Raw genomic sequence first — 24,963 nt, forward strand, 5'->3', positions numbered from 1 at the left:
GGCAGTCTTCATGTCTTCGGTTGCGCAACAGGCCAGTGCGCCGATGGAGTGCACTGGCCTGTTCCTGGTGTTCCGAACCGTTGTGGACGGCCCGGGCCGTCCACAACGGCTACTTGCGTTCGATTTCGCGCATCTCGAAGGTCTCGATGATGTCGCCGATCTCGATGTCGTTGAAGGTACCGAGGTTGATACCGGCCTCGTAGCCTTCCTTGACCGACTGGACGTCGTCCTTGAAACGACGCAGCGAGGAAATCTCCAGGTCGTTGACCGTGGCGACCCCGTTGCGCAGGATGCGGCACTTCGTACCACGCTTGACCTCGCCGTCCTGAACCATGACGCCGGCGATGTTGCCGAACTTGGAGGAACGGAAGATTTCGCGGATCTCGGAGTGCGAGGTGACGACCTCTTCGTATTCGGGCTTGAGCATGCCCTTCAAGGAGGCTTCGACATCCTCGATGGCCTTGTAGATGATCGAGTAGTACTTGATCTCCACGCCTTCGCGTTCCGCCAGATCGGCGACCTGACGGTTCGGGCGCACGTTGAAGCCGATGATGACGGCCTTGTCGACGCTCGCCAGGTTGACATCGTTCTGCGTGATGGCACCGACACCGCGGTGGATGACCTGGATGCCGACTTCCTCGGACACATCGATCTTCATGAGCGAATCCTCGAGGGCCTCGACAGAGCCGGAGGAATCGCCCTTGATGACGATATTGAGCATATCCACTTCGGACTTGGCGAACTGCTCCTTGAGGCTTTCGAGCGAAACCACCTTGCGGCGCTTGGCCAGCTGGGCCGCGCGTTCGGTGGCCTGACGCTTCTCGGCGATCTGGCGTGCCGCACGGTCGTCAGGGGCGACCAGGAACAGGTCACCTGCGGTCGGCACGGAAGTCAGGCCGAGCACCTGGACAGGCGTGGACGGGGCTGCGGCCTTCATATGATTGCCGTTCTCGTCGAGCATCGCACGCACGCGGCCGTACGAGGTACCGGCCACGATAGCGTCACCCACATGGAGGGTGCCGGACTGCACGAGCACGGTCGCCACTGCACCACGGCCCTTGTCCAGTCGGGCTTCGACGGTGGCGCCTCGAGCGTCCATATCCGGGTTGGCGCGCAGATCAAGCTCCGCGTCGGCGGTGAGCAACACCGCTTCGAGCAGCTTGTCGACGTTTGTTCCTTGCTTGGCGGAGATGTCGACGAACATGGTGTTGCCGCCGTACTCTTCCGGTACCAAGCCGAATTCGGTGAGCTGGCCGCGCACACGTTCCGGGTTGGCGCCTGGCTTATCGATCTTGTTGACCGCGACCACAATCGGGACATGCGCCGCCTGCGCGTGGTTGATCGCCTCAACGGTCTGGGGCATGACGCCGTCATCCGCGGCGACCACGAGGATCGCGATATCGGTGAGTTCGGCGCCACGGGCACGCATAGCGGTGAAGGCTTCGTGGCCAGGGGTATCGAGGAAGGTAATCTTGCGCGATTCGCCGTCAAGCTTGACCGTCACCTGGTATGCGCCGATGCGCTGGGTAATGCCGCCGGCCTCACGAGCGACCACGTTGGTCTTGCGGATGGTGTCCAGCAAGCGGGTCTTACCGTGATCGACATGGCCCATGACCGTGACCACAGGCGGACGCGGCTTGAGGTTCTTGTCGTCCTGCAGCTCTTCCTCATCAAGGTCGATGTCGAACTGCTGCAGCAGCTCCTTGTCTTCCTCTTCAGCGGAGACGATCTTGATGTTCCAGCCGATTTCCTCACCAAGAATCTGGAAGGTCGCCTCGTCGAGGGACTGGGTCGCCGTGGCCATCTCGCCGAGATGGAACAGGACGGTGACGAGCGCCGCCGGATTGACGTTGATTTTCTCAGCAAGATCCGCAAGGGACGCGCCCTGACGCAGACGCACAGTCTGGCCGTTGCCTGCGGGGATGCGCACACCGGCGATGACCGGGGCCTTCATCTCCTGATATTCATGACGCTTCGCGAGACGGTTCTTGCGTGCTTTCGAGGACTTGCCGCCCTGACGACCGAATGCACCTGCGGCACCGCCACGACCACGGCCGCCGCCACGGGACGGACCGGCATTGCCGCCACTGTTCTGGAAGCCGCCGCCGAAATGATTGCCGCTTCCACCGCGGTTTGCGCCGGCACCTTGGCCAGGACGATGCTGGCCCCACTGCCCCGGACGAGCACCGCGGCCATTGGCGAAACCATTGCGGCCGCCACGACCACGGCCTCCACGACCACCTTCGACAGTCGGGCGCGCCATGGGGTGCGGACGCGGGATGTCACCCGGAGTGGGCACGTGCATGCCCTGCTTGCGGCTGAACGGATTGTTGCCCGGACGCGGCCCCGGAGTCGCGGCATGCGGCGTACCGGAACGCTGTTGCGACGCGGCGCCTTGGGCTCCGCGCGACGCGTGCGGACCGCTGGCCCCTGGGCGAGGACCATTACGACGCGGATTGTGACCCGGACGGCCTTGCTCACCGTTACGGGAATTGCGTCCCTCGCGGTTGTCACGACGGTCGTCACGGCGCTGGGGACGGTCAGGACGACCACCTTGCTGGGAACGCTGGCCGGCATGAGGCCCCGGATGCGGTGCACCCGGCTTCGGCACATGCAGATGTGCCGGCCCCGGCTTCGCGGCATTGCTCTCGCTTGATGCCTGCGACTGCTCCTGATGATGCTCGGAGTGTTGCGGACGCGGTGCAGCCTTTGCACCTTGCTTCTTATCGTTTGGCTTATTGGATGCATCCTGCTTCGGGAAGGATGCCTTCAGACGACGAACGACCGGCGCCTCCACGGTAGAAGACGCGGACTTGACGAACTCCCCCATGTCCTTGAGCTTCTCAAGGACGGTTTTGCTGTCAACGCCAAGCTCCTTGGCCAGTTCATATACGCGCTGTTTTGCCACTCAGTTTTCTCCTATTCCGTGACTGCGCGCATATGCGCAGTCACACTTCGATGATGGCGAGCTTACCTTGTCTCATCGTGCGACCATGATCTGTTACCTCGTCTCCGTGTCACGGCCCGGAAGTATGGACTGCCGGGCCCGGATTGCCGCAATCCAGCATACCGGAGACTGTGGATTGCGGCGCGAGCCGTGTCTACTTGTTTTCAGCCGATTGTGACGCGCCTGCCTCGGCTGCCCGTTCGGCGGCGAGCTTCGCCTTATGCTGCTCGGCAGACTCGATGCCGATCTTCCAACCGGTCAGCTTCGCGGCGAGACGGGCGTTCTGCCCTTCCTTGCCGATGGCGAGCGACAGCTGGTCGTCATGGATGAACGCGATGGCGGTCTTGTTCTTCTCACTGATGACCTGCACATCCGTCGCAACCGCAGGTGACAGCGCCGACGCCACAAACTTCGCCGGATCTGCGGACCAATCGACGATATCGATCTTCTCGTTGCCGAGATTCTCCATGACAGCACGCACTCTGGATCCCGCAGGGCCGATCAATGCGCCCTTCGGATTGACCCCGTCAGTGTTCGCCTTGACCGCGATCTTGGTGCGGGCACCGGCCTCGCGCGCGATCGCCATGATGGACACCGCGCCGGACACCAGCTCCGGCACCTCGCGTTCAAACAGGCGACGCACCAGCTCCGGATGGGAACGGGAGACGACGATCTCCGGCCCCCGCAGGCCACGAGACACATTGACCACATACACGCGCAGACGTTCGCCATGACGATACCGTTCGCCCGGCACCTGCTCGCGACGAGGAAGCAGCGCTTCGACATCGCCGACCGCGATATGCACGTTGCTCGGATCTTTCGCATCCTGCTGGACGATACCGGTGATCAGCTTGCCCTTCTGCCCTGCGAAGGCGCCAAGCACACGGTCATCCTCAGCCTTGCGGAACAGCTGGCTGATGACCTGACGCGCCGTCGCGGCAGCGAGACGACCGAAATCATGCGGGGTGTCGTCATACTCCTCCCCCAACTTCGGCGCCGGATGAGGATCATCCTCGGTCGGCTCGACCGGAATCTCGTCCTGAGCCCAGATCGTGAACGTGCCTGCACGCTCGTCAAGCTCGACGCGGGCATGCTTCGCCGCGTGCGGTGTTTTGAGATAAGCCAGTCGCAATGCCTCGGAAAGTGCATCATCCAGCGTCTCGGCGTCAATTCCCTGACCAGCTGCCAGCTGGTGAATACCTGCCAGGTCCAGTTCCATCCTGCAAGACCTCCTATGTGAAGTTATTACCGAGCGCTTTGCCCAATTAGTCACAGTTACGTACTACTTTAGATGATTATGCAGACACGCAGTCCTCTCCTTCGCCGTGCGCGCACTATCTTCAGATACGCCGTCATATGCGTTGCCGCAATCGCGGTGATGACTGCCACGACTGCATGCTCATCCCCCAGAATCGCAGGACGAGCCGAATCGGAATATCAGGAAACCGACTGCGAGCGCTCCTACCGCTCCGCCACCGACAACGACTCCCGCGCACAGCACGGTCCGATCATCGTCAGATACTTGGCGTCATCGCAGTCGGCGCAAGACTGGCAGACCGTCGCGGCAGCATGTCCGCAACGCATCACAGAAGGGGTCATCCGCAGCGCGCAAGCCCAATGGCTGGCCAACAATCTCGCGCAAAGCATCTCACAGACCTACACGGCGAGCGCCCACGACGGCAACGCCCTGCGCAGACAGCGTCTCGATGGGCTGACAGCGCTGCCGTTAAGCAAAGCAATTCTTCGCAAACTCGCGCTTGCCGAAGACCGCGCAGGCTCCGCATTGCAAGTGCTCGCCGCCAAAGGGGTGGCCGGCGCGACTCTCACCGCAAGCGACAACCATCATGCCGCCGGGTCGCAGTTGATGTCTATCGCGGGCAATACCGGCGATTTGCGGCAGAAAGAATACGACATAACCAATCTGCTCGCCAATCCGAGCACTGCGACCGACCAATCAACAGGATTGCAGGCGTCCACGGTGTCCATCATCGAAATCGACTGCGCGTTGGAGGAGTTGGCCGCCCTCGCATCCCCCGACAACACCGTCTCGAACACCGGGGCTACAGCAGCCAGCACCCGCACCAATCAGATGCTCGTGTTGGTGCGTCTGATTACGGGGCATTGCTACGAGGCGTTCGCGCAAGGCTACCCGAGCGCCGATTTTGCGGTTTTCGCAAGTATCAGCAAGCAATGACGCCACACCTGGCATAGTTCGCGATCCCGTGATACCCACGACTCGACGAACTGTGGGTGGTCAGATAAATATGTCCGGCCCATCGGTCCTCTTCATCTCTGGATGCCTGTGTATCAGAAAGTCCGAAAATCTCGCCGAAAATCCTGTGCGAGAGAGATTTTTCGAATAATCTCTGAATATCTCTCCGATAATGCGAAATCCGCGACTTTTTCAGGACCGCCCGATGACGCGACGAAGGCACGATAAGTTAGAATCGTTGAAATTTCAAGCTTCTGATAATCCTGCCTATATGGCAACATCGTGCTGAATGCTCAATATCTCCCCAAAACTGTCACCGCCGAGAGATATTCAGACTTTCTTCTCAATATCTCTCGAAATCCACACGAAAACGCGAGATATTGAGATTCGCATATCCGCAGATCGCTCAGACTGGACTGTGGCTCCCGACTCCCGTGTGCGGGAGAAGCGCATCCGCGTCGGTCGAAAAGCTTTCAGGTCCGCCCAGGAGCCGTAATGTCGGTTTACGTATGCCCCGGCATACGCCTCATGGCAGACGGGAGACGCCGTGCCCAATCCGTGAGCAATATGGCGAGTTACGTATGTCCGGGAATGTACAGATCGCAGGACACAGCCCGGAGCTGCTGCTTTCCGACGATCTTGTTCAGCTTCGCATGCCGCGGCATACAGGATGCGCACGCAGACCGGAACAATGTTCCAGTCTCCCATACATCTCGCCACGCATATAGGGACCAAAGTTATTGCCTATCATCCTCACCGGCGTTGCGGCACGCGCCCACCATGCCCCTAATGCGTCCCCCAATATGCGCCATGACATATATCTGTATGCCCCCTCGACGCAACCCTGCCTGGTGGGGCGACACGCCGTGAAACCGTTGGAACCGCGCGGTTTTGGGCTTGATAACAAGAAACCCCGCGGGTGGAACCCACGGGGTACTGCGGATGAGGCGAGATTCGAACTCGCGGAGGGTTTCGCCCTCACACGCTTTCGAGGCGTGCTCCTTCGACCGCTCGGACACTCATCCAAGTCGCTCGTCACTGCGATGACCGCAGAAAACATGCAACCTGATTATTATAGGACAATTTCACGCGCATCCGTCCCGCGTGTCGCCATGATGCGAGAATATCCCCCACCAAGCTGTTCTCACATGCCGACTCAAGCATGCACGACTAACGTGCAGCCGAACAGCTATTCCAAGGTGCGCTTCGCCCTGATTGCCTCGGCACGCGCAGCCAGTTCGTCATCCGGAGGGTAGGACACGTGCTCCAGCGTCAATCCGCGCGCATCGATAGGCCCGGTCGAACCCTCACGAACCGGCTCGGCCATTTTGTGCGCGAACCAGTCCAAGCTTTTCCTACCTCTGCCTACCTGCACGCAAGCATTAACCAACGAACGCACCATATTGTGGGCGAAGGCATCGGCGACGATCGTGAAACAGACCAGCCCTGACTCGAGAACAGACACCCGATACCCTGCCGGATCGGAATCCCCCGACACCAGCGGTGCATCCGGGATTCTGTCCCAGTGGGCGCGCTTGACCTCCCTGATGGTCGTACCCCCGGGATTGGGTGTCGCGAACGAGCCGAAATCGTGCAGGCCTACGGTCATCCGGGCTGCCTCGTTCATTAGGCCTAAATCAAGTCGATCCGGGATAGCCGTCACAAATCCACGCATCCTGGGGTCCACCGGCCGACCTGCATCACAAATCCGATAGACGTAAGTTCGCTCCAGCGCGGAGAATCGCGCGTCAAAACCGTCAGGCGCGCGGCTGATGGAGCGGATAACGATATCATCGGGCAACACATGCTTGAGGCGACGCTCCAACGCCTCGACACCATTCGCCTGCATATGGCCGATGCATGAGTCGAGAACCTCGGGCGATATATCGACGTGGCACACCTGCCCCAATGCGTGCACGCCGGTATCGGTTCGGCCGGCGACAGTGACACGAATCTCCCGCTCGTCAGCAAGTCGAAGGATGGTCGCCAACGCGTGTTCCAGTTCGCCTTGGACTGTGCGCAGCTCTGGCTGTCGCGCCCAGCCATGGTATCCGCCGCCATCATAGGAAAGGTCAATTCTCAATCTCATCGGCACAAGTATACGACCTTGGCATAAATGTGTGCCGTTAATCAAGTGGCATGCGACAGTAAACAGACACATGCGGGATACGTCTCGTGACAATGCCTCCGGTATGCGATCATATACGGCAACGGGGGCCGGACCCGTATGGATCCGACCCCCGTCATCAGTGTTGTGCAACAATCAAGGAAGGTGACTGTTCACTCACTTCTCGTCGGCAGCCTTCTCGGCGTCATCAGCCACGTCAGCTTCCTCAACCTGCTCAGCAGCCTCGGCATCCGCGGCATCCGCGGTCTTATCGAGGTCAACAGCGGCGGCGTCAGCAGCGGCGACGTCGTTGCCGGACTCGTTGGCGGCCACAGCCTGCTCAACGGCATCATCAGCAGCGCCATCAGCGATCGCGGCATCGGCGGCAGCAGCAACAGCCTCGCTGTCTTCCTTCGCGGCGGTCTTGGCAGCGGCTTCAGCTTCCTTCACGACGGCCTTCTTGGCAACCGGCTCGGTGACGAGCTCGATGATGGCCTGCGGAGCGGAATCACCACGACGCGGAGCAATCTTGACGATGCGGGTGTAGCCACCCTCGCGCTGTTCCATCTGCTCGGCAATCTCAGTGAAGAGCTTGTGGACAATGGACTTGTCACGAATGACGCGCATCACGCGACGGCGGGAGTGCAGATCACCACGCTTGGCGAAGGTGATCAGGCGCTCGGCCAGCGGACGCAGACGCTTTGCCTTCGGCAGGGTGGTCTTGATGCTGCCGTTGCGGAACAGGCTGGTCGCCATGTTCGCGAGCATCAGGCGCTCATGTGCCGGGCTCGACGCCAGACGCGGGCCTTTCTTCGGTTTTGGCATGTTTACTCCTTATTGTTCCCGCTCAGGTGGGCAGATGCCCGAACATCCGATCAGGAACGGTTGGTCAAAGGGGCGGTTCACTCATCTTCCGGCGAGAAGAACGTGCCACCTTCGAGGTTGTTGGTATCAAATCCGCCGAGTGGCGAAGGCTTGAGCGACAGGCCGAAACCTTGCAGCTTCTCCTTGACTTCGTCGATGGACTTCATACCGAAATTGCGGATATCGAGCAGATCCTGCTCGGTGTGGGACACCAGCTCGCCGATGGTGTGGATCCCCTCGCGCTTGAGGCAGTTGTAGCTGCGCTGCGTGAGATTGAGATCCTCAATCGGGATGGACATCTCAGGGTTGGTCTCTTCGGCAACCGGTGCCGGACCAACCTCGACGCCCTCGGCCTGAGCATTGAGCTCACGGCACAAGCCGAAAAGCTCAACCAGGGTCGAGCCGGCCGAAGCCACCGCATCACGCGGCGAAATGGCGGGCTTGGTCTCCACGTCCAGAATGAGCTTGTCGAAGTCGGTGCGCTGTTCCACGCGAGTGGCCTCGACCTTGTAGCTCACCTTGAGAACCGGGGAGTAGATCGAATCGACCGGAATGCGGCCGATTTCGTCGTTATCCTGCTTGTTCATCTGAGCAGGCACATAACCGCGGCCGCGTTCAACGGTGAACTCGATCTCGAGTTCGCCATCGTCTTCGAGCGTGGCGATGTGCAGATCCGGATTAGCGATGGTGACGCCGGCAGGCGGCGTGATATCTCCCGCCGTAGCCTCGCCCTTACCGCTTTTGCGCAGATACATGACCACTGGCTCGTCGTATTCGCTGGTCAGCACGATGCCCTTGATGTTGAGCAGGATCTCGGTGACATCCTCGACCACGCCAGGCAGAGTAGTGAACTCATGCAGGGCGCCGGAGATGCGGACCGAAGTGACTGCCGCTCCAGGGATGGAGCTGAGCAGCGTGCGGCGCAGGGAGTTGCCGAGCGTATAGCCGAAGCCAGGCTCGAGCGGCTCGATCACGAAACGTGAGCGCTGTGGATTGAGAGATTCCTCGGTAAGTGTCGGACGCTGTGCGATAAGCACTGTGGTTATCCTTTCAGCTTCTGATCGGTGGTGCACTCACCGGCCATAAGCGGGTTGGATGGGTGGATTGTAAAAGTGCTCAGACGCGACGACGCTTCGGAGGACGAACGCCGTTATGCGCTTGTGGGGTGACGTCGGTGATGGAACCGACCTCGAGTCCGGCGGACTGCAGGGAACGGATGGCGGTTTCACGACCGGAACCCGGGCCCTTCACGAATACGTCGACCTTCTTGACGCCGTGTTCCATCGCCTTGCGGGCAGCAGATTCGGCGGCCATGCCAGCGGCGTACGGCGTGGACTTGCGGGAGCCCTTGAAACCGACATCGCCACCGGACGCCCAGGAGACAACCGCTCCGGACGGGTCCGTAATCGAGATGATGGTGTTATTGAAAGTGGACTTGATGTGCGCCTGCCCGACCGGCACCGACTTGCGGTCCCGGCGACGCGGCTTGCGCGCAGCTTGCTTGTTGGCTGCCATTGACCCTCGTTTCCTAGTAACGAACTTGAATGCCCGGGCGATGAGCTAGTCCGTCTCGTGGCCCGGGGCACGCCACCTTACTTGGTGGCCTTCTTCTTTCCGGCGACCGTACGCTTCGGGCCCTTGCGGGTGCGGGCGTTGGTCTTGGTGCGCTGACCGCGCACAGGAAGTCCCCTACGGTGACGCTGGCCTTGGTAGCAGTTGATCTGGATCTTACGACGGATGTCCGCATCGATTTCACGACGCAGATCGCCTTCGATCTTGTAGTTGGCTTCAAGATAGTCGCGCAGCGTGATGAGCTGCTCATCCGTAAGATCCTTGACGCGGGTATCCGGATTGATTCCGGTCGCGGCAAGCGTTTCCTTCGCACGAGTGCGGCCCACACCAAAGATGTAGGTGAGCGCAATCTCGATACGCTTCTCATTTGGGATGTCGACTCCGGCAAGACGTGCCATTGCGATTCCTTTTGTTTTGCGCAGGTCTCACACCGAATCGCCCGGTTTCCCGGCCCGGGCCTGCGTACCCGGGGTTCAGCTTGCGCTGTGATTCAGTGTCTGTTCATATGCCGCTGGAAATCTGCTCAGCCCTGACGCTGCTTGTGGCGCGGGTTCGTGCAGATCACCATGACGCGGCCGTGACGACGGATCACGCGGCAGTTTTCGCAGATCCTCTTCACACTAGGGCTGACCTTCATGGTTTTCCTTTGCTTGTACCTTACTTGTAACGGTACGTAATACGCCCGCGGTTCAGATCGTAGGGGCTCATCTCCAGCACAACCCGGTCCTGCGGAAGAATACGGATGTAGTTCTTGCGCATCTTTCCGGAAATCGTTGCCAGCACGATGTGCTTGTTCTCAAGTTCCACGCGAAACATCGCGTTCGGCAGTGCTTCCACCACCTTGCCTTCGACTTCAATCACACCGTCTTTTGCCATGAGCCTCGTTCCGTTCCTCAGACGAATTACTATGGGTATCCGAAGACACACCAAATTGCAATAATACACGAAAAGCTGGTGGTGCAACACACGGCGTGTTGCACCACCAGCTTCGATGGTCACGCGGTTCGTCGGGTAACGGACCGCCTTTGATCGTCAGCCGAGTTTGGCGATGATCTCCTTGTTGATGGCTTCGATTTCGCCGACGCCATTGACACTGACGAGCTTGCCGCGGTTGCGGTAGATGTCGAGCAGTGGTGCGGTCTCCTTCGCATAGGTCTCAAGACGCTTCGCAATCGCTTCCGGGGTGTCGTCGGAACGACCTTCCTCGGCTGCACGCTTTTTCATGCGTTCCAGCAGGACATCCTGCGCCGCGTCGAGCGCGACAGCATAATCCAAGGGAGTTCCCAGCTCGTCAAGCATCTTGTCGAGCGCCTCGACCTGCGCGGCGTTACGCGGATACCCGTCAAGAATCCAACCGTTGCGGGTGTCGTCTTTGGCAAGACGATCCTTGACGATCGAGTTCGTCAGCTCGTCTGGCACAAGTTCGCCCTTGTCGATATACGCCTGTGCCTGCTTGCCGAGCTCAGTGTGGTTCTTCAGGTTGTAGCGGAAGATATCTCCGGTGGAAATCGCCGGGATGTTGTAATGCTTACTCAGCAGAGCGGCCTGGGTTCCCTTGCCGACGCCCTGCGGTCCCATGATCAGCAGACGCATGGTGTTCCTTTCCTGTGGTTGTTGGCTTGATAAGCCAATGATCCGCGACCTCGAGTCCGGAGCCTAAGGCCCAGATGAGGCCACGCACAATTTGCATGTCATACACGGTGATGGCGAAACTGCTATCTGTGCTCACTTTGTGCAGCCGCGGATAACAGTTGGGGTACGGTCTCAAGGACCGTACCCGGTTGTGGTTGTGATTACTTGCCTTCGACGTGCTCGGTGTTCTCGAACAGGAATCCGGTGTACTGGAACTGCTCGGTCTGAGCCTTCGCCTGACGCAGGGTGTCTAGGCCGACGCCTGCGATAATCAGGATCGTCGTGCCGCCGAAGGGCAGACGGTTGTTCAGGTGCATGGACATGATGAGAACAGTCGGGATGAGTGCCACAAACAGCAGGTAGATGGCGCCCACCGTATCAAGACGGTTCATCACATAGCCAAGATAACGGCTGGTCGCGCTACCGGCACGGATACCCGGGATGAACCCGCCGTAATCCTTCATATTGTCGGCAACTTCGTCCGGATCGAAGGTGATGGACGTGTAGAAGAAGGTGAAGAACACAATCTGGATGGCATACAGCACGATGTACCACACGGTGGTGGTGCTGGCAAGGTTGGTGTTGATCCACTTGACCCAGCTCTGGTCGCTGTTGCCGAACTGTGCGATCAGTGTCGGGGTGGACAGGATCGAGGACGCGAAAATCGGCGGGATAACGCCGCTCATATTGATCTTGAGCGGCAGGTAGGTGGACGAACCGCCGTACATCTTACGGCCGATCATGCGGCGCGTATACTGCACCGGAATACGGCGCTGAGCAAGTTCGACATACACGACGAAAATCATGATGACGAGCAGAACGCCGACGACGATGCCGAACTTGGTCCAGTTGCCGTCCTTGCCATTGGTGCCCCAGCCAATTTCCCACAGCTGCGGCAGGAAGCCGGAGCAGATTGACATGAAGATAAGAATCGACATGCCCTGGCCGATGCCCTTATCGGTGATAAGCTCGGCCATCCACATGATGAAGCCGGTGCCGCCAGTCATGATGAGGACCATAACGACCAGATTCCATACCGAATCGTTCGGGATGACCTGCGAGCACTGGTAGTTGAACAATGCGCCGGAACGCGCAGTGACCAGGATGGTGGTGGATTGGAGCACCGCCAGGCCGATGGTCAGATAACGGGTGTACTGGGTGAGCTTCGCTTCGCCGGATTGGCCTTCCTTGTGCAGCATTTCGAAACGAGGAATGACCACACGCAGCAACTGGATGACGATGGATGCCGTGATGTACGGCATGACGCCCAGTGCGAAGATCGACAGCTGGAGCATGGCGCCGCCGGAGAAGAGGTTGACCAGACCGATGAAGTTCTCGGATACCGTGCTCATCTTGCCGACGCACTGCTGGACGACTTTGACGTCGACACCCGGTGTCGGGATGAATGAGCCGATACGGTAAATGATGATCATGCCAAGTACAAAGAGGATCTTGTTCCTCAATTCCTTGGTCTTGAAGGCCTGGATTAACGTCCTCACCTGGGGTTCCTTCCCTTATGTCTTGCGCGAGGAAACCACGCGAACGTGCAATGTCACACTCTAAGTTCCACAGTCTACCCCATGCCGTCTACCTGACGTGCGTCGATGCACGCGAGGCAACGCCGGCAGCGTGGCGGAAACCGCGGGTACAGTACTGAATACGATGTGACCCTCTCCTAGTACAGGAGAGGGTCACATCAGCTTGTCTAGCAGGCAAGCATCACCGAGTTCAGTTCTCGGAGATGGAGCCGCCTGCGGCCTCAATCTTGGCCTTGGCGGAGGCCGAAGCCTTCACGCCCTTGATGGTGAACGCCAGCTTGGTGTCTCCATCGCCAAGGATCTTAACCGGGTTGCCAGCACGCACAGCGCGCTTCTTGACCAGATCGGCCACGGTGACTTCGCCGCCCTCAGGGAACAGCTCGTTCAGCGTAGCAATGTTGACGACCTGGTAGACCTGCTTGAACGGGCTCTTGAAGCCACGCAGCTTCGGAAGACGCATGTACAGCGGCAGCTGTCCGCCTTCGAAGCCAGGACGAACCTGATAGCGCTTCTTAGTGCCCTTGGCGCCACGGCCCGAGGTCTTGCCCTTGGAACCTTCACCGCGACCAACGCGGATACGGTCCTTCTTGGCTCCCGGAGCCGGGTGCAGATCATGCATTTGCAGGATGTCTGCTTCTTCGTTTGCCATAATCAGTCAGCCTCCTCGACGGTGACCAGGTGGCGCACAGCGTTGACCAGGCCACGGTTGGCGGCGGTGTCCTCGCGGACGACGCTCTGGCCGATCTTGTGCAGACCCAGGGTCTGCACCGTAGCACGCTGGCGTGGGGTGGTGTTCACCACACCGTGGATCAGGGTGATCTTGAGGTTTGCCATCACTCACCATCCTTCGTTTCAGCGGCTGCCTTGGCCTGGGCTTCCTCACGGGCCTTGCGGGCCTCAGCGATGCCCTCGGCGCGAGCGCGCAGCAGAGCATCCGGAGCAACCTCTTCGAGCGAGAGACCACGGCGCGCCGCGATCTCTTCCGGCTCTTCGAGCTGCTTAAGAGCAGCCACGGTTGCACGGACCACGTTCACCGCGGTTGCAGAGCCCATGGACTTGGTGAGGATGTCGGAGATGCCAGCGCACTCCATGACGGCGCGGACAGCACCACCGGCGATAACGCCGGTACCAGGGGCGGCCGGGCGAAGCATCACGGTGCCAGCGGCGTCATGACCAATCACCGGGTGGGTGATGGTGCCCTTGACGCGCGGAACGGTGAACATGTGCTTCTTGGCGTCCAGCTGGCCCTTGGCGATAGCCGCCGGGACCTCACGGGACTTGCCATAGCCGACACCCACAGTGCCCTTGCCGTCACCGACAACCACGAGGGCGGCGAAGCTGAAAGTACGACCACCCTTGTGGGTCTTGGACACGCGGTTGATAGTGACCACGCGATCGAGCAGCTCGTCGCCGTGATTCTCTTCACGACGGTTGCGACGCTCACCGCGACGGCCTTCACCGCGCTGGCCACGACGGGACTTGCGCTCGCCGTTGTTCTCTGCAGCAGCCTGAGTGTTCTGAGTTTCTTCAGCCACTTGGGTTTCCTTCTCGTTATCGCTCACAGTGCCAGACCTCCCTCGCGGGCGCCATCAGCAACAGCTGCGACGCGACCATGGTACTTGTAGCCACCGCGGTCGAACACGACCTTGGTGATACCGGCGTCCTTGGCGCGCTGAGCGACAAGTTCACCGACCTTCTTGGCCGCTTCGGTCTTGTTGCCTTCGAACCCATCGAAATCGTGGGACATAGTGGAAGCGCTTGCCAAGGTGATGCCCTTGGTATCGTCCACAATCTGGGCGACCATGTGACGGTTGGAACGGGTGACCACCAGGCGCGGACGCTCCGGGGTACCGGAAATGCGCTTGCGCAGGCGGGCGTGACGACGAAGACGGGAGAACTTCTTGCCCTTGCCGAAAATCTTGACGCTCATATCACTTACCAGCCTTTCCAGCCTTGCGCAGGATGTGCTCGTCGCTGTACTTGATGCCCTTGCCCTTGTAGGGTTCCGGAGCACGAAGCTTGCGGATGTTCGCGGCAGCCTGGCCAACGGCCTGCTTGTCGGAGCCCTTGACGATCACCTGGTTGGCGTTCGGCAGTTCGAACTCGATGCCTTCAGGAGGATCGACGGTGATGGTGTGCGAGTAGCCGAGGGAGAACTCGATGCTCTTGCCCTTGAGCTGCGCGCGGTAACCAGTGCCGACGATGTCGAGGGTCTTGGTGTAGCCCTCGTGAACGCCCTTGACCATGGACGCGATGATCGAACGGGCCAGACCGTGCTTGGCACGGGTCGGACGCAGATCGTCGGCCGGGGTCAGGATGATTTCGTTGCCTTCGACCTTGCCGGTGATGCCTTCCGGAATCACGAAGGAATCAGAGCCCTTTGGGCCCTTGGTGGAGAAGGTCTGACCTTCAATCTTGACTTCCACGCCATCCGGGATGGTGACGGGGAGCTTACCAATATGCGATGCCATGTTTCAGCTCTCCTTTCTCACCAAACGTAAGCGACGATTTCGCCGCCGATGCCCCGGTCGAGGCATTCCTTCTGGGTCAGCAATCCCGAGCTCGTCGAGATGATGGCGACACCGAGGCCGCCGAGCGGCATCGGCAAGGAGTCGGACTTCGCATAGCGACGCATGCCCGGCTTCGAAATACGCTTGATGCCCTGGATGGAACGTTCGCCGTGAGGACCATACTTCAGCGTGATTTCGAGGGTCTGGCCGACCTTGGCTTCCTTCGCCGTGAAATCAGCGATGTAGCCTTCACGCTTGAGGATCTCGGCGATGTTCGCCTTGAACTTGGAGTACGGCATATCCACGGTCTGGTGCTTTGCCGCGCTCGCATTACGCAGACGCGTGAGCATGTCTGCGATCGGATCTGTCATTGTCATGTGGGCTAACGCCCTTTCTCGCCGTGGTTTCCGCCGCCCTCACGGGTGCCATGCACCCGATCGGGCCGCGGACCTTCAGCGTCGATGTTTACCAACTGGACTTCGTAACTCCGGGCAGCTCGCCACGGTGAGCCTTCTCGCGAAGGCAGATGCGGCACAGGCCGAACTTGCGGTACACGGAGTGGGGACGACCACAAACCTGGCAACGCGTGTAGGCGCGCACCTTGAACTTCGGCTTGGCGGCCGCCTTGTTCTTCAGAGCGGTTTTTGCCATTTCAGTTCTCCTTGAAGGGGAAACCGAGGTGCTTGAGCAGCACGCGGGCTTCCTTGTCGTCCTTGGTGTTCGTCACCACGGTGATGTCCATACCACGGACGTGGTCAATGGAATCAGGATCGATCTCGTGGAACATGGACTGCTCAGTGAGACCGAAGTTGTAGTTGCCCTGGCCGTCGAACTGGTTGCCATCGATTCCGCGGAAATCGCGGATACGCGGCAGAGCCAGCGTCAGAAGGCGGTCGAGGAACTCCCACATGCGGTCGCCGCGGAGCGTAACATACGCACCGATGGCCTGCCCCTCACGCAGGTGGAACTGCGCGACGGACTTCTTCGCGTGGGTGATCTTCGGCTTCTGACCGGTGATGGCCGTCAGGTCCTTCACAGCACCTTCGATGAGCTTGGAGTCGCGGGCAGCGGCACCGACACCCATGGAGACGACGACCTTCTGCAGACGAGCGACCTGCATCGGGTTGGAATACTTGAATTCCTTCTCGAGCTCAGGCACGATCTGGTCGAAGTACTTCTGCTTCAAGCGCGGAGTTGCCGGCGCTTCGACTGTGGTATCGGTCATGCCAGCTCCTTTCCGGACTTCTTGGCGACACGCACGCGCACGGTCTTCACCTTGCCGTCACGAGCCTCCTGCTTAACGACCACGCCAACGCGGGTCGGCTGCTTGGTCTCCGGGTCGATCAGCATCACGTTGGAGCGATGGATCGGGGCCTCGACCGGAACAATGCCAGACTGCTGGCCCTGCTGGGTGGCGCGGACATGCTTCTTGACGACCTGCACACCCTCAACGATCAGTCGATCGTTGGGCAGCACACGCAAGACCTTGCCTTCCTTGCCGCGATCCTTGCCGCGGATGACCTTGACCTGGTCGCCGCTCTTGATCTTGGCTACCATTCAGATCACCTCCGGAGCGAGGGACACGATCTTCATGAAGCGCTTGTCGCGCAGCTCACGACCGACCGGTCCGAAGATACGAGTGCCCTTGGGTTCCTGGCCAGAGCCGAGGAGCACAGCGGCGTTCTCGTCGAACTTGATGTAGGAACCATCCGCACGGCGGTGTTCCTTGACGGTGCGGACGACAACGGCCTTCACCACGTCGCCCTTCTTGACCGACCCGCCAGGAATGGCGTCCTTGACGGTGGCGACGATCACGTCGCCGATGCCGGCATAGCGTCGCTTCGATCCGCCGAGCACTCGGATGGCCAAGATCTCCTTGGCACCCGTGTTGTCGGCGACATGAAGCCGCGTTTCCTGCTGAATCATTGATTCTCCTTAGCCGAGCTGGTTCTCCCCGAGCACCCTTGCGGGTGATCGCGGAGCCTTGCCGAACTTGTTACTTGGCGCGCTCGATAATGCTATCGAGACGCCAACGCTTGGTCTTGCTCAGAGGCCGAGTCTCCATAATACTCACGAGGTCGCCAACGTGGGCTTCGTTGTGTTCATCATGGGCCTTGACCTTGCGGGTGGAGCGGACGACCTTGCCGTACAGCGGGTGGGTCGAACGCTGCTCGAGCTCGACGGTAATCGTCTTGTCCATAGCTTCGGACACGACGTAACCGCGACGAACCTTGCGGAAGTTACGCTCTTGCTTTTCAGCCATGCTTACTTCTCCTCAGCTTTCGTATCCGCAGCCTCAGGCTCTTCGGTGATACCGAGTTCGCGCTCGCGCAGGACGGTGTACATCCGGGCGATGTCGCGCTTGACGGCCTTGAGACGGGCGGTGTTTTCGAGCTGGCCGGTTGCGTGCTGGAAGCGCAGGTTGAACAGCTCTTCCTTGGACTTCTTGAGGAAGCCCTCGATTTCCGCATTGGTCTTCTCGTTGAGATTCTTGATGGAATAGTCTGCAGTTCCGACTGGCATCAGATGTCACCGCCTTCACGCGCGATAATACGGCACTTCATTGGGAGCTTGTCGATAGCGCGGCGCAGAGCCTCGTGAGCGACATCCTCCGTGACACCACCGATCTCGAACATGACTCGACCGGGGTGGATATCGGCGATCCAGAACTCAGGCGCGCCCTTACCGGAACCCATTCGGGCGCCGAGCGGGTGCTTGGTCAGCGGGCGATCCGGGAAGATCGTGATCCACACGCGGCCACCACGCTTGATGTAGCGGGTCATGGCGATACGTGCGGCTTCGATCTGACGGTTTGTCACATAAGCCGGGGCAAGCGCCTGGATGCCGTAATCGCCGAAAGCGATCTCGTTGCCGCCCTTGGACATACCATGACGGTCCGGGCGATGCTGCTTGCGGTATTTAACTCTCTTTGGGATAAGCATTCCAGCTCACTCCTTCGTTTCCGTTGCGGCAGGAGCCTCAGCTTCGGCTGCAGCCGGGGCCGCCTGAGCGGCTTCGGTCGCGGGCTTGGTCTGAGCGGAACGCTGACCGCCACGGCGCTGGCGACGATCGCCACGACGACCCGGACGGCTGTTGTTCTGCTGAGCCTGCTGCTCTTCGAACTGAGTCTCAGTCATATCGCCCTTGTAGATCCACACCTTCACGCCGATACGGCCGTAAGTGGTGCGGGCTTCGAAGAAGCCGTAATCGATGAGGGCACGGAGAGTCTGCAGCGGAACGCGACCCTCGCGATAGAACTCGGAACGGCTCATTTCCGCACCGCCGAGACGGCCGGAGAGCTTGATGCGGATACCCTTTGCGCCGGCACGCATCGCGTCCTGCTCGGCCTTGCGCATGGCACGGCGGAAGGTGACGCGGTTGGTCAGCTGCTCAGCGATGCTCTGGGCGACGAGCTGAGCGTCAAGAGCCGCGTTCTTCACTTCGAAGATGTTGAGCTGGACCTGCTTGCCGGTGAGCTTCTCGAGCTTGGCGCGAACGCGCTCAGCCTCAGCACCACGGCGGCCGATCACGATGCCCGGGCGGGCGGTGTGGATGTCCACACGCACACGGTCACGGGTACGCTCGATGACGATACGGGACACGCCCGCACGCTCGAGATCCTTGCTCAGCGCCTTGCGGATCTTGTCATCCTCCAGCACGAAGTCACGGTAACGCTCGCCAACCTTGTTGGAATCGGAGAACCACTTGGAACGATGGTTCTCAGTGATACCCAGGCGATAGCCAAAGGGATTGATCTTCTGACCCATCTTTAGCGGGCTCCTTCCTTGCTAGCGACAACGACCGTGATGTGGCTGGTGCGCTTGTTGATGCGAGCGGCACGGCCCTGGGCACGAGCGCGGAAACGCTTGAGCGTCACGCCTTCGTCCACATAGGTCTCCTTGATGAACAGGTCGTTCTCGCGGAACGGCTCGCCGGCCTTGTCGGCCTTCACGCGAGCGTTGGCGATAGCGCTCTCCAGAGTCTTGCGCACGGGGAGTGCGGCGGACTGAGGAGCGAACTTGAGAATGGTAATGGCGTCGGTCGCACGCTTGCCTCGGATGAGGTCGACCATGCGGCGAGCCTTGCGCGGCGTCACGCGGACGTGACGAGCGATTGCTTTAGCTTCCATGTGTCTTGTCTCCTCTTTAGCGGCGTGCCTTCTTGTCGTCCTTCACATGACCCTTGAAGGTCTTGGTCGGGGCGAACTCGCCGAGCTTGTGGCCAACCATTGCCTCGGTGACGAACACCGGCACATGCTTGCGGCCGTCATGGACGGCGAAGGTGTGGCCGATGAAGTCCGGGGTGATCATCGAACGGCGCGACCACGTCTTGATGACGTTGTGCGTGCCCTTCTCGTTCTGCTCGTCGACTTTCTTCTGCAAGTGGGCGTCGACGAATGGGCCCTTCTTGATGCTACGAGTCATCTACTCGACACTCCCTTACTTGCGGTTCTTACCATTCGGACGACGACGAACAATCATCTTGTTCGAAGCCTTCTTCGGACGGCGAGTACGAACTTCGCCCTTGCCCCACGGAGACACTGGCGGCTTGCCACCACGAGTACGACCGCCGTGCGGGTGGTCGACCGGGTTCATGGACTCACCACGAGTGATCGGGCGCTTGCCCATCCAGCGGGCGCGACCTGCCTTACCGAGCTGGACGTTGGCGTGATCGGCGTTGCCGACCTCACCGACGGTCGCGCGGCAGCGAGCGTCGACGTTGCGGATTTCGCCGGACGGCATACGCAGCTGGGCGTAAGCGCCATCCTTAGCGACGAGCTGAACGGCAGCACCAGCGGAACGCGCAATCTTCGCGCCGCCCAGCGGGCGGAGCTCGATGGCGTGCACAATGGTACCGGTCGGGATGTTGCGCAGCGGCAGGTTGTTGCCGGGCTTGATATCGGCCTGTTCGCCGGTCTCAATGATGTCGCCCTGCTTGACGCCTTCCGGAGCGATGATGTAGCGCTTCTCACCATCTGCATAGTGCAGCAGTGCGATGCGGGCCGAACGGTTCGGGTCGTACTCGATGTGAGCGACCTTCGCCGGCACGCCGTCCTTGTCCCAACGCTTGAAGTCGATGAGACGGTACTGGCGCTTGTGGCCGCCGCCACGATGGCGGGAGGTCATACGGCCATAAGAGTTACGACCGCCGGTCTTGGTGAGCTTGCGAACCAGCGACTTCTCAGGCGTGGAGCGCGTGACGTCGGAGAAATCCGACACGGACGCGTTGCGACGGCCTGCAGTCGTCGGCTTATAAACGCGGATAGCCATAATGTAGTTCTTCCTTTGACTTTCTCGGCTAGCCTTCAGTTACCGAAGATGTCGATCGTCTGGCCCTCGGCCACGGTCACGATCGCGCGCTTCTGATTGACACGCTGACCGAAACCGGTGCGGGTGCGCTTGCGCTTGCCCGCGCGGTTGAGGGTGTTGACATTCGTCACCTTGACATTGAAGATCTCTTCGATGGCCTGCTTGATCTGCACCTTGTTCGCGTTCGGCGCCACAACGAAGGTGTAGCGGCCGCGATCGGACTCGGCGTAGCTCTTCTCAGAGACAACAGGCTTGAGGATGATGTCGTGTGCTGGCTTGTGAATAGCGACCATGTGGATCAGGCCTCCTTCGTGGCCGACTTCGTCTTCGCTGCAACGAAGGCGTCGAAGCCTTCCTTCGAGAAGACGACATACTTGGCGGTGACCACGTCGTACGTGTTGAGCTGATCCGCGAAGATCGGGTGCACGGTCGGGATGTTGCGCACCGACAGCCACTCGTTGATGTTGTCGCGGGAGAACACCACGGTGGTGAACTCGTTGGAGCTCACGGCGTTCAGCGCGGTAACAGCGGTCTTCGTGGACGGGGTCTCGATGCCACCGAAATCGATGACACCGATGTGACCGGCGTTGGCGCGATCGGAGAGGATGTAGCGCAGAGCTGCAGCCTTCATCTTCTTCGGGGTGCGCTGGCTGTAGTCACGCGGAACCGGCCCGTGGACAACGCCACCGTGGTACCACTGCGGAGCGCGGATAGAGCCCTGGCGTGCACGGCCGGTGCCCTTCTGCTTCCACGGCTTCTTGCCGCCGCCGGAGACATTCGCACGGTTCTTCACCGCATGGGTGCCCTGACGGGCAGCGGCGAGCTGTGCGATGACCACCTGGTGGATCAGCGGGATGTGGGCGTGGACGTCTTCAGCGGAAATGCCGAAGATTTCAGCCGGCGCCTCGACGGTGCCAGCGGCCTGTCCCTTGACGTCAGTGACGTTCAGAGTAACGTTTGCCATGGTTTCAGGCTCCCTTCACTGCCGAACGGACGAGAACGATGCCACCCTTGGGCCCCGGGATGGCGCCCTTGATGGCGAGGATGCCGTTCTCGACATCGGAGGAGACGATGGTAAGGCTGAGCACGGTGTTGGTCTCATGACCCATACGGCCGGCCATGCGCTTGCCCTTGAGAATACGGCTCGGAGTAGCGCATGCACCGACTGAACCGGGGCGACGCTCGTTCTTATGAGAGCCGTGAGTACGACGATAGGACTTGAAGCCCCAGCGCTTGATGGTACCGGCGAAGCCCTTGCCCTTGGTGGTGCCAGTGACGTCCACCAGCGTACCTTCGGAGAACAGCTCGGCGGTCAGTTCCTGACCGGGCTTGTACTCCTCGGCGTTCTCCGTGCGCACCTCTGCGAGGTGACGACGCGGGGTGACACCGGCCTTGGCGAAATGACCAGCGAGCGGCTTGGTCACCTTCGTCGGATCGATCTGGCCGTAACCGAGCTGGACAGCCTTGTAGCCGTCGGTTTCCTCGGTCTTGACTGCGGTGACCACGTTGGTGGACACGTCGACCAGGGTGACGGGAACGAAGAAGCCGTTCTCATCCCAGACCTGCGACATGCCGAGTTTGCGGCCGAGCAGTGCAGTGCGATTCTTGTTCTGTGACATAGCGGTTCCCTCCTCCCTTACAGCTTGATCTCGATGTTGACATCCGCAGGCAGATCAATGTGCATCAGGGAGTCCACGGCCTTCGGGGTCGGGTCCACGATGTCGATGAGACGCTTATGAGTACGCATCTCGAAATGCTCGCGAGAATCCTTGTACTTGTGAGGAGAACGAATAACACAGAATACGTTCTTCTCGGTCGGCAGAGGAACCGGGCCCACCACAGTGGCACCCGCGTTCGTCACCGTCTCGACGATTTTCTTCGCCGATTGGTCGATGACCTCATGGTCATAGGACTTAAGCCTGATGCGGATTTTCTGTCCCGCCATTGCCGTCCGCCCTTTCTAGCGATTCGTTTACTGTTTACCAACCTGTCGCAGGGCACCGGCGAGCTTGACCCAAGGCATAACGCCCCGGTCGTAACCACATCAGTGCGCAGCCAGACAGCGACCCACTCGGAGCCGCCGACGCCGCGCTCGCTTTTTTGATTCCAATATGCGAGCCTAAAACAGGCAACTTGATTATTAAAGCACGTGCCATGTATAAGATTTCTGCGGCGTGTCGCACTTCCGGGACTCTGCCCCGGGCGCTGACACCACTCATCTCATCCATCACAAGAGCCCACCTGAGTATAGGACATCAAGCTGCCGCCCGCCACCACGGTGTGGCGCAACACGCAATCCGCCTGTCCGCCCAACGAAAGACTAGACTGGGCCATACGGCTACGCACCACCGCACAACGACGACGGCGTTGGAGAATCGAGGCAGATATGGCACATCTGAGATATGAGTCGGCGCTCGGCGCCACCCCACAGTTTGATTTCGGCAATCCACGTTCCGCGAGCTGGACCGAATTCGACGCAGACCTCGCCGATTGCGGATACGACGAGCACGCTGTACAGGCCATCCGCGACACCCGCCTCGCGTTTGCAAGAAGCGATCTGCCACGCTCACAGTACTGGTCAGTGCCCGATGACATCGATATGATTACCGACATCCCTTATCTCGACGACGGGATCCGCGGGCATCTGCTCGATTTGTATCTACCCCATGACGCCGTTATCCGCCAAGGCCGCACGCTGCCTGTCTACGTCGATATCCACGGCGGCGGATTCGTATACGGGTATAAGGAACTCAACCGCAATTTCAACGTAACGCTCGCACAACACGGTTTCGCAGTGTTTTCGCTCAACTACCGCCCCGCGCCGCAGACCGATTTCCTCGGACAGCTGCGCGATATCGCCGCAGGCCTCGCCTGGATCGCCGGGCATGGAGATGCCTACCCAATCGACCTTAATCACGTGTTCCTCACCGGCGATTCCGCCGGCGGTGCACTCGCCTTCTATCAGGCTGCCTTGCAAAGCGACCCCGCAACGGCCGCAGCATACGGCGTCACCCCATCGGGTCTGCACATCCGTGGTGTCGCCGCGGTTTCGGGAGTCTTCGATCTTTCGCCATTCACACCGGGGGTCACGGATGCACAATCGCGCAACGAACGTCCCGACGACGTCGTGTCGGTTATCGGTCCCCACTTCTTCAAGCGGCTGTCGCAGGTCGACCCCGACTACCGCTTCAGCACCAACTTGGTCCGCAACAGCATGATACCGCCCATGTATCTGGCGACCAGCAGCGACGATTTCATCGAGTATGAAAGCCTGGCCCTTGCGACGGAGCTGTCACGCGCGCACCAGGAGTTCGAACTCCACGACGTCAAAACACGGCCCGGCAAACCGCTCGGCCATGTCTACAGCGTCTGCATGTCGTGGCTCGAAGAAAGCGAGGCGGTGTTCCGCCAGATCCACGATTTCTCGTACCGGCTGCTGTCATAACGTCCGGAGCGAACCTAGATACCGACGTCCGGACGCGAAAGATAGGTAAGGAACTCCTGCCAGTTCCTGCACGTCAGATGGCGCATGCCATCCATGAACAGATCATGCATCGTGTCGGCATCAAAGGAATCGTCACGCAGATACGCCTGCACCAAACCCTGCCAGAGCGCAAGAATCTGCATCGCGGTGCGTTTGGCGTCCAAGGCTTGGTGCATCACGCCTTGATGCTGCAACTGCGTGCACAGTTTCGTCCAATGATCGACGGTGCGCATATCCTTGGTCGCTAGGTACTTGCTCGCCGGATTGTCCGGCTGCGTGGCCAACCCGCGAAGGTAGGCCATGAGCAACAGCCGGTTGCGTCGCGAAAGCCTCATCCTGATAAGCTTGTCGAGCATGTCCTCGCTCAGCTCGGGCCATGTGCTTTCCAGGTTGTGCTCTTTGCCGTCAAGCGAATCGGCGTATTCCATCGCGCCGACCAGCAGATGGTCTTTGGTGGGGAAATGATAGAGGACGCTCGACTGCGGTATCCCGGTTTCCTTGGAAATCCGGATGACAGTCACGTCGCCATACCCGGATTGATCGACAATCTGCAGTACGGCTGAGGCTATCTGTTCACGCCTAGCGCGGCTGGGGGCATAATTGCCACGTTTCGTACGGCGGCGGGAAGCTGTCGGTTGTTCAATGGCTGTCACAAGCAGGTATGATAACACGCGATTACGCGAGGCTGATGGTACGACAAGCGATGCCGTGCCACCCATATCACCTCCGACAGATGCCGACAGAAGCTGATGCCAGCAGATGCTGATGCCGGCCGGCTACAGCCAATC

35 protein-coding genes and 1 tRNA gene are annotated in these 24,963 nt (G+C 60.0%); 2 read left to right on the forward strand and 34 right to left on the reverse strand.

The features are described from left to right. Positions 1–109: 109 nt before the first annotated feature. Positions 110–2,908: a translation initiation factor IF-2 gene (gene infB / locus ACZ41G_RS06655; protein WP_464145040.1), complete on the reverse strand. Its 2,799-nt coding sequence runs from the start codon at positions 2,906–2,908 to the stop codon at positions 110–112. Between the two features lie 193 nt (positions 2,909–3,101). Further along, complete coding sequence (gene nusA / locus ACZ41G_RS06660; RefSeq protein ID WP_321046540.1) at positions 3,102–4,166, reverse strand: transcription termination factor NusA; 1,065 nt, start codon at positions 4,164–4,166, stop codon at positions 3,102–3,104. Between the two features lie 159 nt (positions 4,167–4,325). On the opposite strand from nusA, the gene ACZ41G_RS06665 reads away from it, so the two are divergent. After that, on the forward strand, positions 4,326–5,141 hold the full coding sequence (locus ACZ41G_RS06665) for a hypothetical protein (RefSeq protein ID WP_464145042.1): 816 nt from the start codon (positions 4,326–4,328) through the stop codon (positions 5,139–5,141). A gap of 957 nt (positions 5,142–6,098) precedes the next feature. On the opposite strand, the gene ACZ41G_RS06670 is transcribed toward ACZ41G_RS06665, so the two are convergent. The 31 genes from ACZ41G_RS06670 to rpsJ form a co-directional block, all read right to left on the reverse strand. Then, positions 6,099–6,184: transfer RNA gene (locus ACZ41G_RS06670), tRNA-Ser, on the reverse strand. A gap of 164 nt (positions 6,185–6,348) precedes the next feature. Then, entirely contained in the window at positions 6,349–7,248 is a 900-nt protein-coding gene (truA, locus tag ACZ41G_RS06675) for a tRNA pseudouridine(38-40) synthase TruA (protein WP_464145043.1), read from the reverse strand. Positions 7,249–7,443: 195 nt separating this feature from the next. Further along, complete coding sequence (rplQ, locus tag ACZ41G_RS06680) at positions 7,444–8,091, reverse strand: 50S ribosomal protein L17 (protein ID WP_321046543.1); 648 nt, start codon at positions 8,089–8,091, stop codon at positions 7,444–7,446. 77 nt (positions 8,092–8,168) lie between these two features. Next, on the reverse strand, positions 8,169–9,167 hold the full coding sequence (locus ACZ41G_RS06685; protein ID WP_015450948.1) for a DNA-directed RNA polymerase subunit alpha: 999 nt from the start codon (positions 9,165–9,167) through the stop codon (positions 8,169–8,171). 79 nt (positions 9,168–9,246) lie between these two features. Further along, complete coding sequence (gene rpsK, locus ACZ41G_RS06690; protein ID WP_015450949.1) at positions 9,247–9,645, reverse strand: 30S ribosomal protein S11; 399 nt, start codon at positions 9,643–9,645, stop codon at positions 9,247–9,249. 77 nt (positions 9,646–9,722) lie between these two features. After that, a complete protein-coding gene (rpsM, locus tag ACZ41G_RS06695) occupies positions 9,723–10,100 on the reverse strand; it encodes a 30S ribosomal protein S13 (protein ID WP_015450950.1) in 378 nt (125 codons plus the stop codon). Positions 10,101–10,225: 125 nt separating this feature from the next. Next, entirely contained in the window at positions 10,226–10,339 is a 114-nt protein-coding gene (gene rpmJ / locus ACZ41G_RS06700; RefSeq protein WP_003814578.1) for a 50S ribosomal protein L36, read from the reverse strand. A gap of 20 nt (positions 10,340–10,359) precedes the next feature. Then, complete coding sequence (gene infA / locus ACZ41G_RS06705) at positions 10,360–10,578, reverse strand: translation initiation factor IF-1 (RefSeq protein ID WP_015450951.1); 219 nt, start codon at positions 10,576–10,578, stop codon at positions 10,360–10,362. A 156-nt stretch (positions 10,579–10,734) separates the two neighbouring features. Continuing rightward, complete coding sequence (locus ACZ41G_RS06710) at positions 10,735–11,295, reverse strand: adenylate kinase (protein WP_033505964.1); 561 nt, start codon at positions 11,293–11,295, stop codon at positions 10,735–10,737. Between the two features lie 200 nt (positions 11,296–11,495). Then, positions 11,496–12,833 carry a preprotein translocase subunit SecY gene (gene secY, locus ACZ41G_RS06715; protein WP_464145045.1) on the reverse strand — a complete coding sequence of 446 codons (1,338 nt, stop codon included), beginning with the start codon at positions 12,831–12,833 and terminating at the stop codon, positions 11,496–11,498. Positions 12,834–13,062: 229 nt separating this feature from the next. Beyond that, entirely contained in the window at positions 13,063–13,521 is a 459-nt protein-coding gene (gene rplO, locus ACZ41G_RS06720; protein WP_015450954.1) for a 50S ribosomal protein L15, read from the reverse strand. A gap of 2 nt (positions 13,522–13,523) precedes the next feature. Next, on the reverse strand, positions 13,524–13,706 hold the full coding sequence (rpmD, locus tag ACZ41G_RS06725; protein ID WP_015450955.1) for a 50S ribosomal protein L30: 183 nt from the start codon (positions 13,704–13,706) through the stop codon (positions 13,524–13,526). Then, the gene (rpsE, locus tag ACZ41G_RS06730) at positions 13,706–14,434 is read right to left on the reverse strand and encodes a 30S ribosomal protein S5 (protein ID WP_464145046.1); all 729 of its coding nucleotides are present in this window, start codon (positions 14,432–14,434) and stop codon (positions 13,706–13,708) included. The genes rpmD and rpsE overlap by 1 nt, the downstream gene beginning before the upstream one ends. Beyond that, positions 14,431–14,802 (reverse strand): 50S ribosomal protein L18, encoded by a 372-nt coding sequence (gene rplR, locus ACZ41G_RS06735; protein WP_015450957.1) that lies wholly within the window; start codon positions 14,800–14,802, stop codon positions 14,431–14,433. Before rplR ends, rpsE begins: the two co-directional genes overlap by 4 nt. A gap of 1 nt (position 14,803) precedes the next feature. Then, positions 14,804–15,343, reverse strand: coding sequence for a 50S ribosomal protein L6 (gene rplF / locus ACZ41G_RS06740; RefSeq protein ID WP_029575834.1), 540 nt, complete (start codon positions 15,341–15,343; stop codon positions 14,804–14,806). Between the two features lie 17 nt (positions 15,344–15,360). Next, entirely contained in the window at positions 15,361–15,759 is a 399-nt protein-coding gene (gene rpsH / locus ACZ41G_RS06745; protein ID WP_015450959.1) for a 30S ribosomal protein S8, read from the reverse strand. 88 nt (positions 15,760–15,847) lie between these two features. Continuing rightward, positions 15,848–16,033, reverse strand: a complete 186-nt coding sequence (locus tag ACZ41G_RS06750; RefSeq protein WP_003808046.1) for a type Z 30S ribosomal protein S14 — start codon at positions 16,031–16,033, stop codon at positions 15,848–15,850. 1 nt (position 16,034) lies between these two features. Beyond that, positions 16,035–16,607 carry a 50S ribosomal protein L5 gene (gene rplE, locus ACZ41G_RS06755; RefSeq protein ID WP_015450960.1) on the reverse strand — a complete coding sequence of 191 codons (573 nt, stop codon included), beginning with the start codon at positions 16,605–16,607 and terminating at the stop codon, positions 16,035–16,037. Then, on the reverse strand, positions 16,604–16,939 hold the full coding sequence (gene rplX, locus ACZ41G_RS06760; protein WP_412170454.1) for a 50S ribosomal protein L24: 336 nt from the start codon (positions 16,937–16,939) through the stop codon (positions 16,604–16,606). The genes rplE and rplX overlap by 4 nt, the downstream gene beginning before the upstream one ends. Then, positions 16,940–17,308, reverse strand: coding sequence for a 50S ribosomal protein L14 (gene rplN / locus ACZ41G_RS06765; protein WP_015450962.1), 369 nt, complete (start codon positions 17,306–17,308; stop codon positions 16,940–16,942). A 70-nt stretch (positions 17,309–17,378) separates the two neighbouring features. Further along, entirely contained in the window at positions 17,379–17,645 is a 267-nt protein-coding gene (rpsQ, locus tag ACZ41G_RS06770) for a 30S ribosomal protein S17 (protein ID WP_015450963.1), read from the reverse strand. Between the two features lie 2 nt (positions 17,646–17,647). Then, the gene (gene rpmC / locus ACZ41G_RS06775; RefSeq protein WP_015450964.1) at positions 17,648–17,905 is read right to left on the reverse strand and encodes a 50S ribosomal protein L29; all 258 of its coding nucleotides are present in this window, start codon (positions 17,903–17,905) and stop codon (positions 17,648–17,650) included. Continuing rightward, positions 17,905–18,324 carry a 50S ribosomal protein L16 gene (rplP, locus tag ACZ41G_RS06780; protein ID WP_033505969.1) on the reverse strand — a complete coding sequence of 140 codons (420 nt, stop codon included), beginning with the start codon at positions 18,322–18,324 and terminating at the stop codon, positions 17,905–17,907. Before rplP ends, rpmC begins: the two co-directional genes overlap by 1 nt. Before the next feature lie 6 nt (positions 18,325–18,330). Next, on the reverse strand, positions 18,331–19,149 hold the full coding sequence (rpsC, locus tag ACZ41G_RS06785; protein ID WP_033505971.1) for a 30S ribosomal protein S3: 819 nt from the start codon (positions 19,147–19,149) through the stop codon (positions 18,331–18,333). A gap of 2 nt (positions 19,150–19,151) precedes the next feature. Beyond that, positions 19,152–19,511: a 50S ribosomal protein L22 gene (rplV, locus tag ACZ41G_RS06790; RefSeq protein ID WP_015450967.1), complete on the reverse strand. Its 360-nt coding sequence runs from the start codon at positions 19,509–19,511 to the stop codon at positions 19,152–19,154. 16 nt (positions 19,512–19,527) lie between these two features. Continuing rightward, positions 19,528–19,806: a 30S ribosomal protein S19 gene (gene rpsS, locus ACZ41G_RS06795; protein WP_015450968.1), complete on the reverse strand. Its 279-nt coding sequence runs from the start codon at positions 19,804–19,806 to the stop codon at positions 19,528–19,530. A gap of 15 nt (positions 19,807–19,821) precedes the next feature. Next, complete coding sequence (gene rplB, locus ACZ41G_RS06800) at positions 19,822–20,652, reverse strand: 50S ribosomal protein L2 (protein WP_015450969.1); 831 nt, start codon at positions 20,650–20,652, stop codon at positions 19,822–19,824. A 35-nt stretch (positions 20,653–20,687) separates the two neighbouring features. After that, positions 20,688–20,984, reverse strand: coding sequence for a 50S ribosomal protein L23 (gene rplW, locus ACZ41G_RS06805; RefSeq protein WP_015450970.1), 297 nt, complete (start codon positions 20,982–20,984; stop codon positions 20,688–20,690). Positions 20,985–20,989: 5 nt separating this feature from the next. Further along, complete coding sequence (rplD, locus tag ACZ41G_RS06810) at positions 20,990–21,655, reverse strand: 50S ribosomal protein L4 (RefSeq protein WP_464145050.1); 666 nt, start codon at positions 21,653–21,655, stop codon at positions 20,990–20,992. A gap of 4 nt (positions 21,656–21,659) precedes the next feature. Beyond that, a complete protein-coding gene (rplC, locus tag ACZ41G_RS06815) occupies positions 21,660–22,310 on the reverse strand; it encodes a 50S ribosomal protein L3 (protein WP_015450972.1) in 651 nt (216 codons plus the stop codon). Positions 22,311–22,327: 17 nt separating this feature from the next. Next, complete coding sequence (gene rpsJ, locus ACZ41G_RS06820) at positions 22,328–22,636, reverse strand: 30S ribosomal protein S10 (protein WP_003827292.1); 309 nt, start codon at positions 22,634–22,636, stop codon at positions 22,328–22,330. Positions 22,637–23,077: 441 nt separating this feature from the next. Between rpsJ and ACZ41G_RS06825 the strand changes: the two genes are divergently transcribed. After that, positions 23,078–24,136, forward strand: a complete 1,059-nt coding sequence (locus ACZ41G_RS06825; protein ID WP_321046416.1) for an alpha/beta hydrolase — start codon at positions 23,078–23,080, stop codon at positions 24,134–24,136. 14 nt (positions 24,137–24,150) lie between these two features. Here ACZ41G_RS06825 and ACZ41G_RS06830 read toward each other — a convergent pair whose 3' ends face one another. After that, complete coding sequence (locus ACZ41G_RS06830) at positions 24,151–24,828, reverse strand: TetR/AcrR family transcriptional regulator (protein ID WP_464145051.1); 678 nt, start codon at positions 24,826–24,828, stop codon at positions 24,151–24,153. Between the last annotated feature and the right edge of the window lie 135 nt (positions 24,829–24,963).

Source organism: Bifidobacterium porcinum (genome assembly GCF_055378475.1).

Coding starts and splice junctions, on each gene's coding strand:
- nusA (WP_321046540.1), bottom strand. CDS start 4,166: ATGGAACTGGACCTGGCAGGTATTCACCAGCTGGCAGCTGGTCAGGGA.
- ACZ41G_RS06665 (WP_464145042.1), top strand. CDS start 4,326: ATGACTGCCACGACTGCATGCTCATCCCCCAGAATCGCAGGACGAGCC.
- truA (WP_464145043.1), bottom strand. CDS start 7,248: ATGAGATTGAGAATTGACCTTTCCTATGATGGCGGCGGATACCATGGC.
- rplQ (WP_321046543.1), bottom strand. CDS start 8,091: ATGCCAAAACCGAAGAAAGGCCCGCGTCTGGCGTCGAGCCCGGCACAT.
- rpsK (WP_015450949.1), bottom strand. CDS start 9,645: ATGGCAGCCAACAAGCAAGCTGCGCGCAAGCCGCGTCGCCGGGACCGC.
- rpsM (WP_015450950.1), bottom strand. CDS start 10,100: ATGGCACGTCTTGCCGGAGTCGACATCCCAAATGAGAAGCGTATCGAG.
- rpmJ (WP_003814578.1), bottom strand. CDS start 10,339: ATGAAGGTCAGCCCTAGTGTGAAGAGGATCTGCGAAAACTGCCGCGTG.
- infA (WP_015450951.1), bottom strand. CDS start 10,578: ATGGCAAAAGACGGTGTGATTGAAGTCGAAGGCAAGGTGGTGGAAGCA.
- ACZ41G_RS06710 (WP_033505964.1), bottom strand. CDS start 11,295: ATGCGTCTGCTGATCATGGGACCGCAGGGCGTCGGCAAGGGAACCCAG.
- rplO (WP_015450954.1), bottom strand. CDS start 13,521: ATGGCAAACGAAGAAGCAGACATCCTGCAAATGCATGATCTGCACCCG.
- rpmD (WP_015450955.1), bottom strand. CDS start 13,706: ATGGCAAACCTCAAGATCACCCTGATCCACGGTGTGGTGAACACCACC.
- rplR (WP_015450957.1), bottom strand. CDS start 14,802: ATGAGCGTCAAGATTTTCGGCAAGGGCAAGAAGTTCTCCCGTCTTCGT.
- rplF (WP_029575834.1), bottom strand. CDS start 15,343: ATGGCATCGCATATTGGTAAGCTCCCCGTCACCATCCCGGATGGCGTG.
- rpsH (WP_015450959.1), bottom strand. CDS start 15,759: ATGACAATGACAGATCCGATCGCAGACATGCTCACGCGTCTGCGTAAT.
- ACZ41G_RS06750 (WP_003808046.1), bottom strand. CDS start 16,033: ATGGCAAAAACCGCTCTGAAGAACAAGGCGGCCGCCAAGCCGAAGTTC.
- rplE (WP_015450960.1), bottom strand. CDS start 16,607: ATGACCGATACCACAGTCGAAGCGCCGGCAACTCCGCGCTTGAAGCAG.
- rplX (WP_412170454.1), bottom strand. CDS start 16,939: ATGGTAGCCAAGATCAAGAGCGGCGACCAGGTCAAGGTCATCCGCGGC.
- rplN (WP_015450962.1), bottom strand. CDS start 17,308: ATGATTCAGCAGGAAACGCGGCTTCATGTCGCCGACAACACGGGTGCC.
- rpsQ (WP_015450963.1), bottom strand. CDS start 17,645: ATGGCTGAAAAGCAAGAGCGTAACTTCCGCAAGGTTCGTCGCGGTTAC.
- rpmC (WP_015450964.1), bottom strand. CDS start 17,905: ATGCCAGTCGGAACTGCAGACTATTCCATCAAGAATCTCAACGAGAAG.
- rplP (WP_033505969.1), bottom strand. CDS start 18,324: ATGCTTATCCCAAAGAGAGTTAAATACCGCAAGCAGCATCGCCCGGAC.
- rpsC (WP_033505971.1), bottom strand. CDS start 19,149: ATGGGTCAGAAGATCAATCCCTTTGGCTATCGCCTGGGTATCACTGAG.
- rplV (WP_015450967.1), bottom strand. CDS start 19,511: ATGGAAGCTAAAGCAATCGCTCGTCACGTCCGCGTGACGCCGCGCAAG.
- rpsS (WP_015450968.1), bottom strand. CDS start 19,806: ATGACTCGTAGCATCAAGAAGGGCCCATTCGTCGACGCCCACTTGCAG.
- rplB (WP_015450969.1), bottom strand. CDS start 20,652: ATGGCTATCCGCGTTTATAAGCCGACGACTGCAGGCCGTCGCAACGCG.
- rplW (WP_015450970.1), bottom strand. CDS start 20,984: ATGGTCGCTATTCACAAGCCAGCACACGACATCATCCTCAAGCCTGTT.
- rplD (WP_464145050.1), bottom strand. CDS start 21,655: ATGGCAAACGTTACTCTGAACGTCACTGACGTCAAGGGACAGGCCGCT.
- rplC (WP_015450972.1), bottom strand. CDS start 22,310: ATGTCACAGAACAAGAATCGCACTGCACTGCTCGGCCGCAAACTCGGC.
- rpsJ (WP_003827292.1), bottom strand. CDS start 22,636: ATGGCGGGACAGAAAATCCGCATCAGGCTTAAGTCCTATGACCATGAG.
- ACZ41G_RS06825 (WP_321046416.1), top strand. CDS start 23,078: ATGGCACATCTGAGATATGAGTCGGCGCTCGGCGCCACCCCACAGTTT.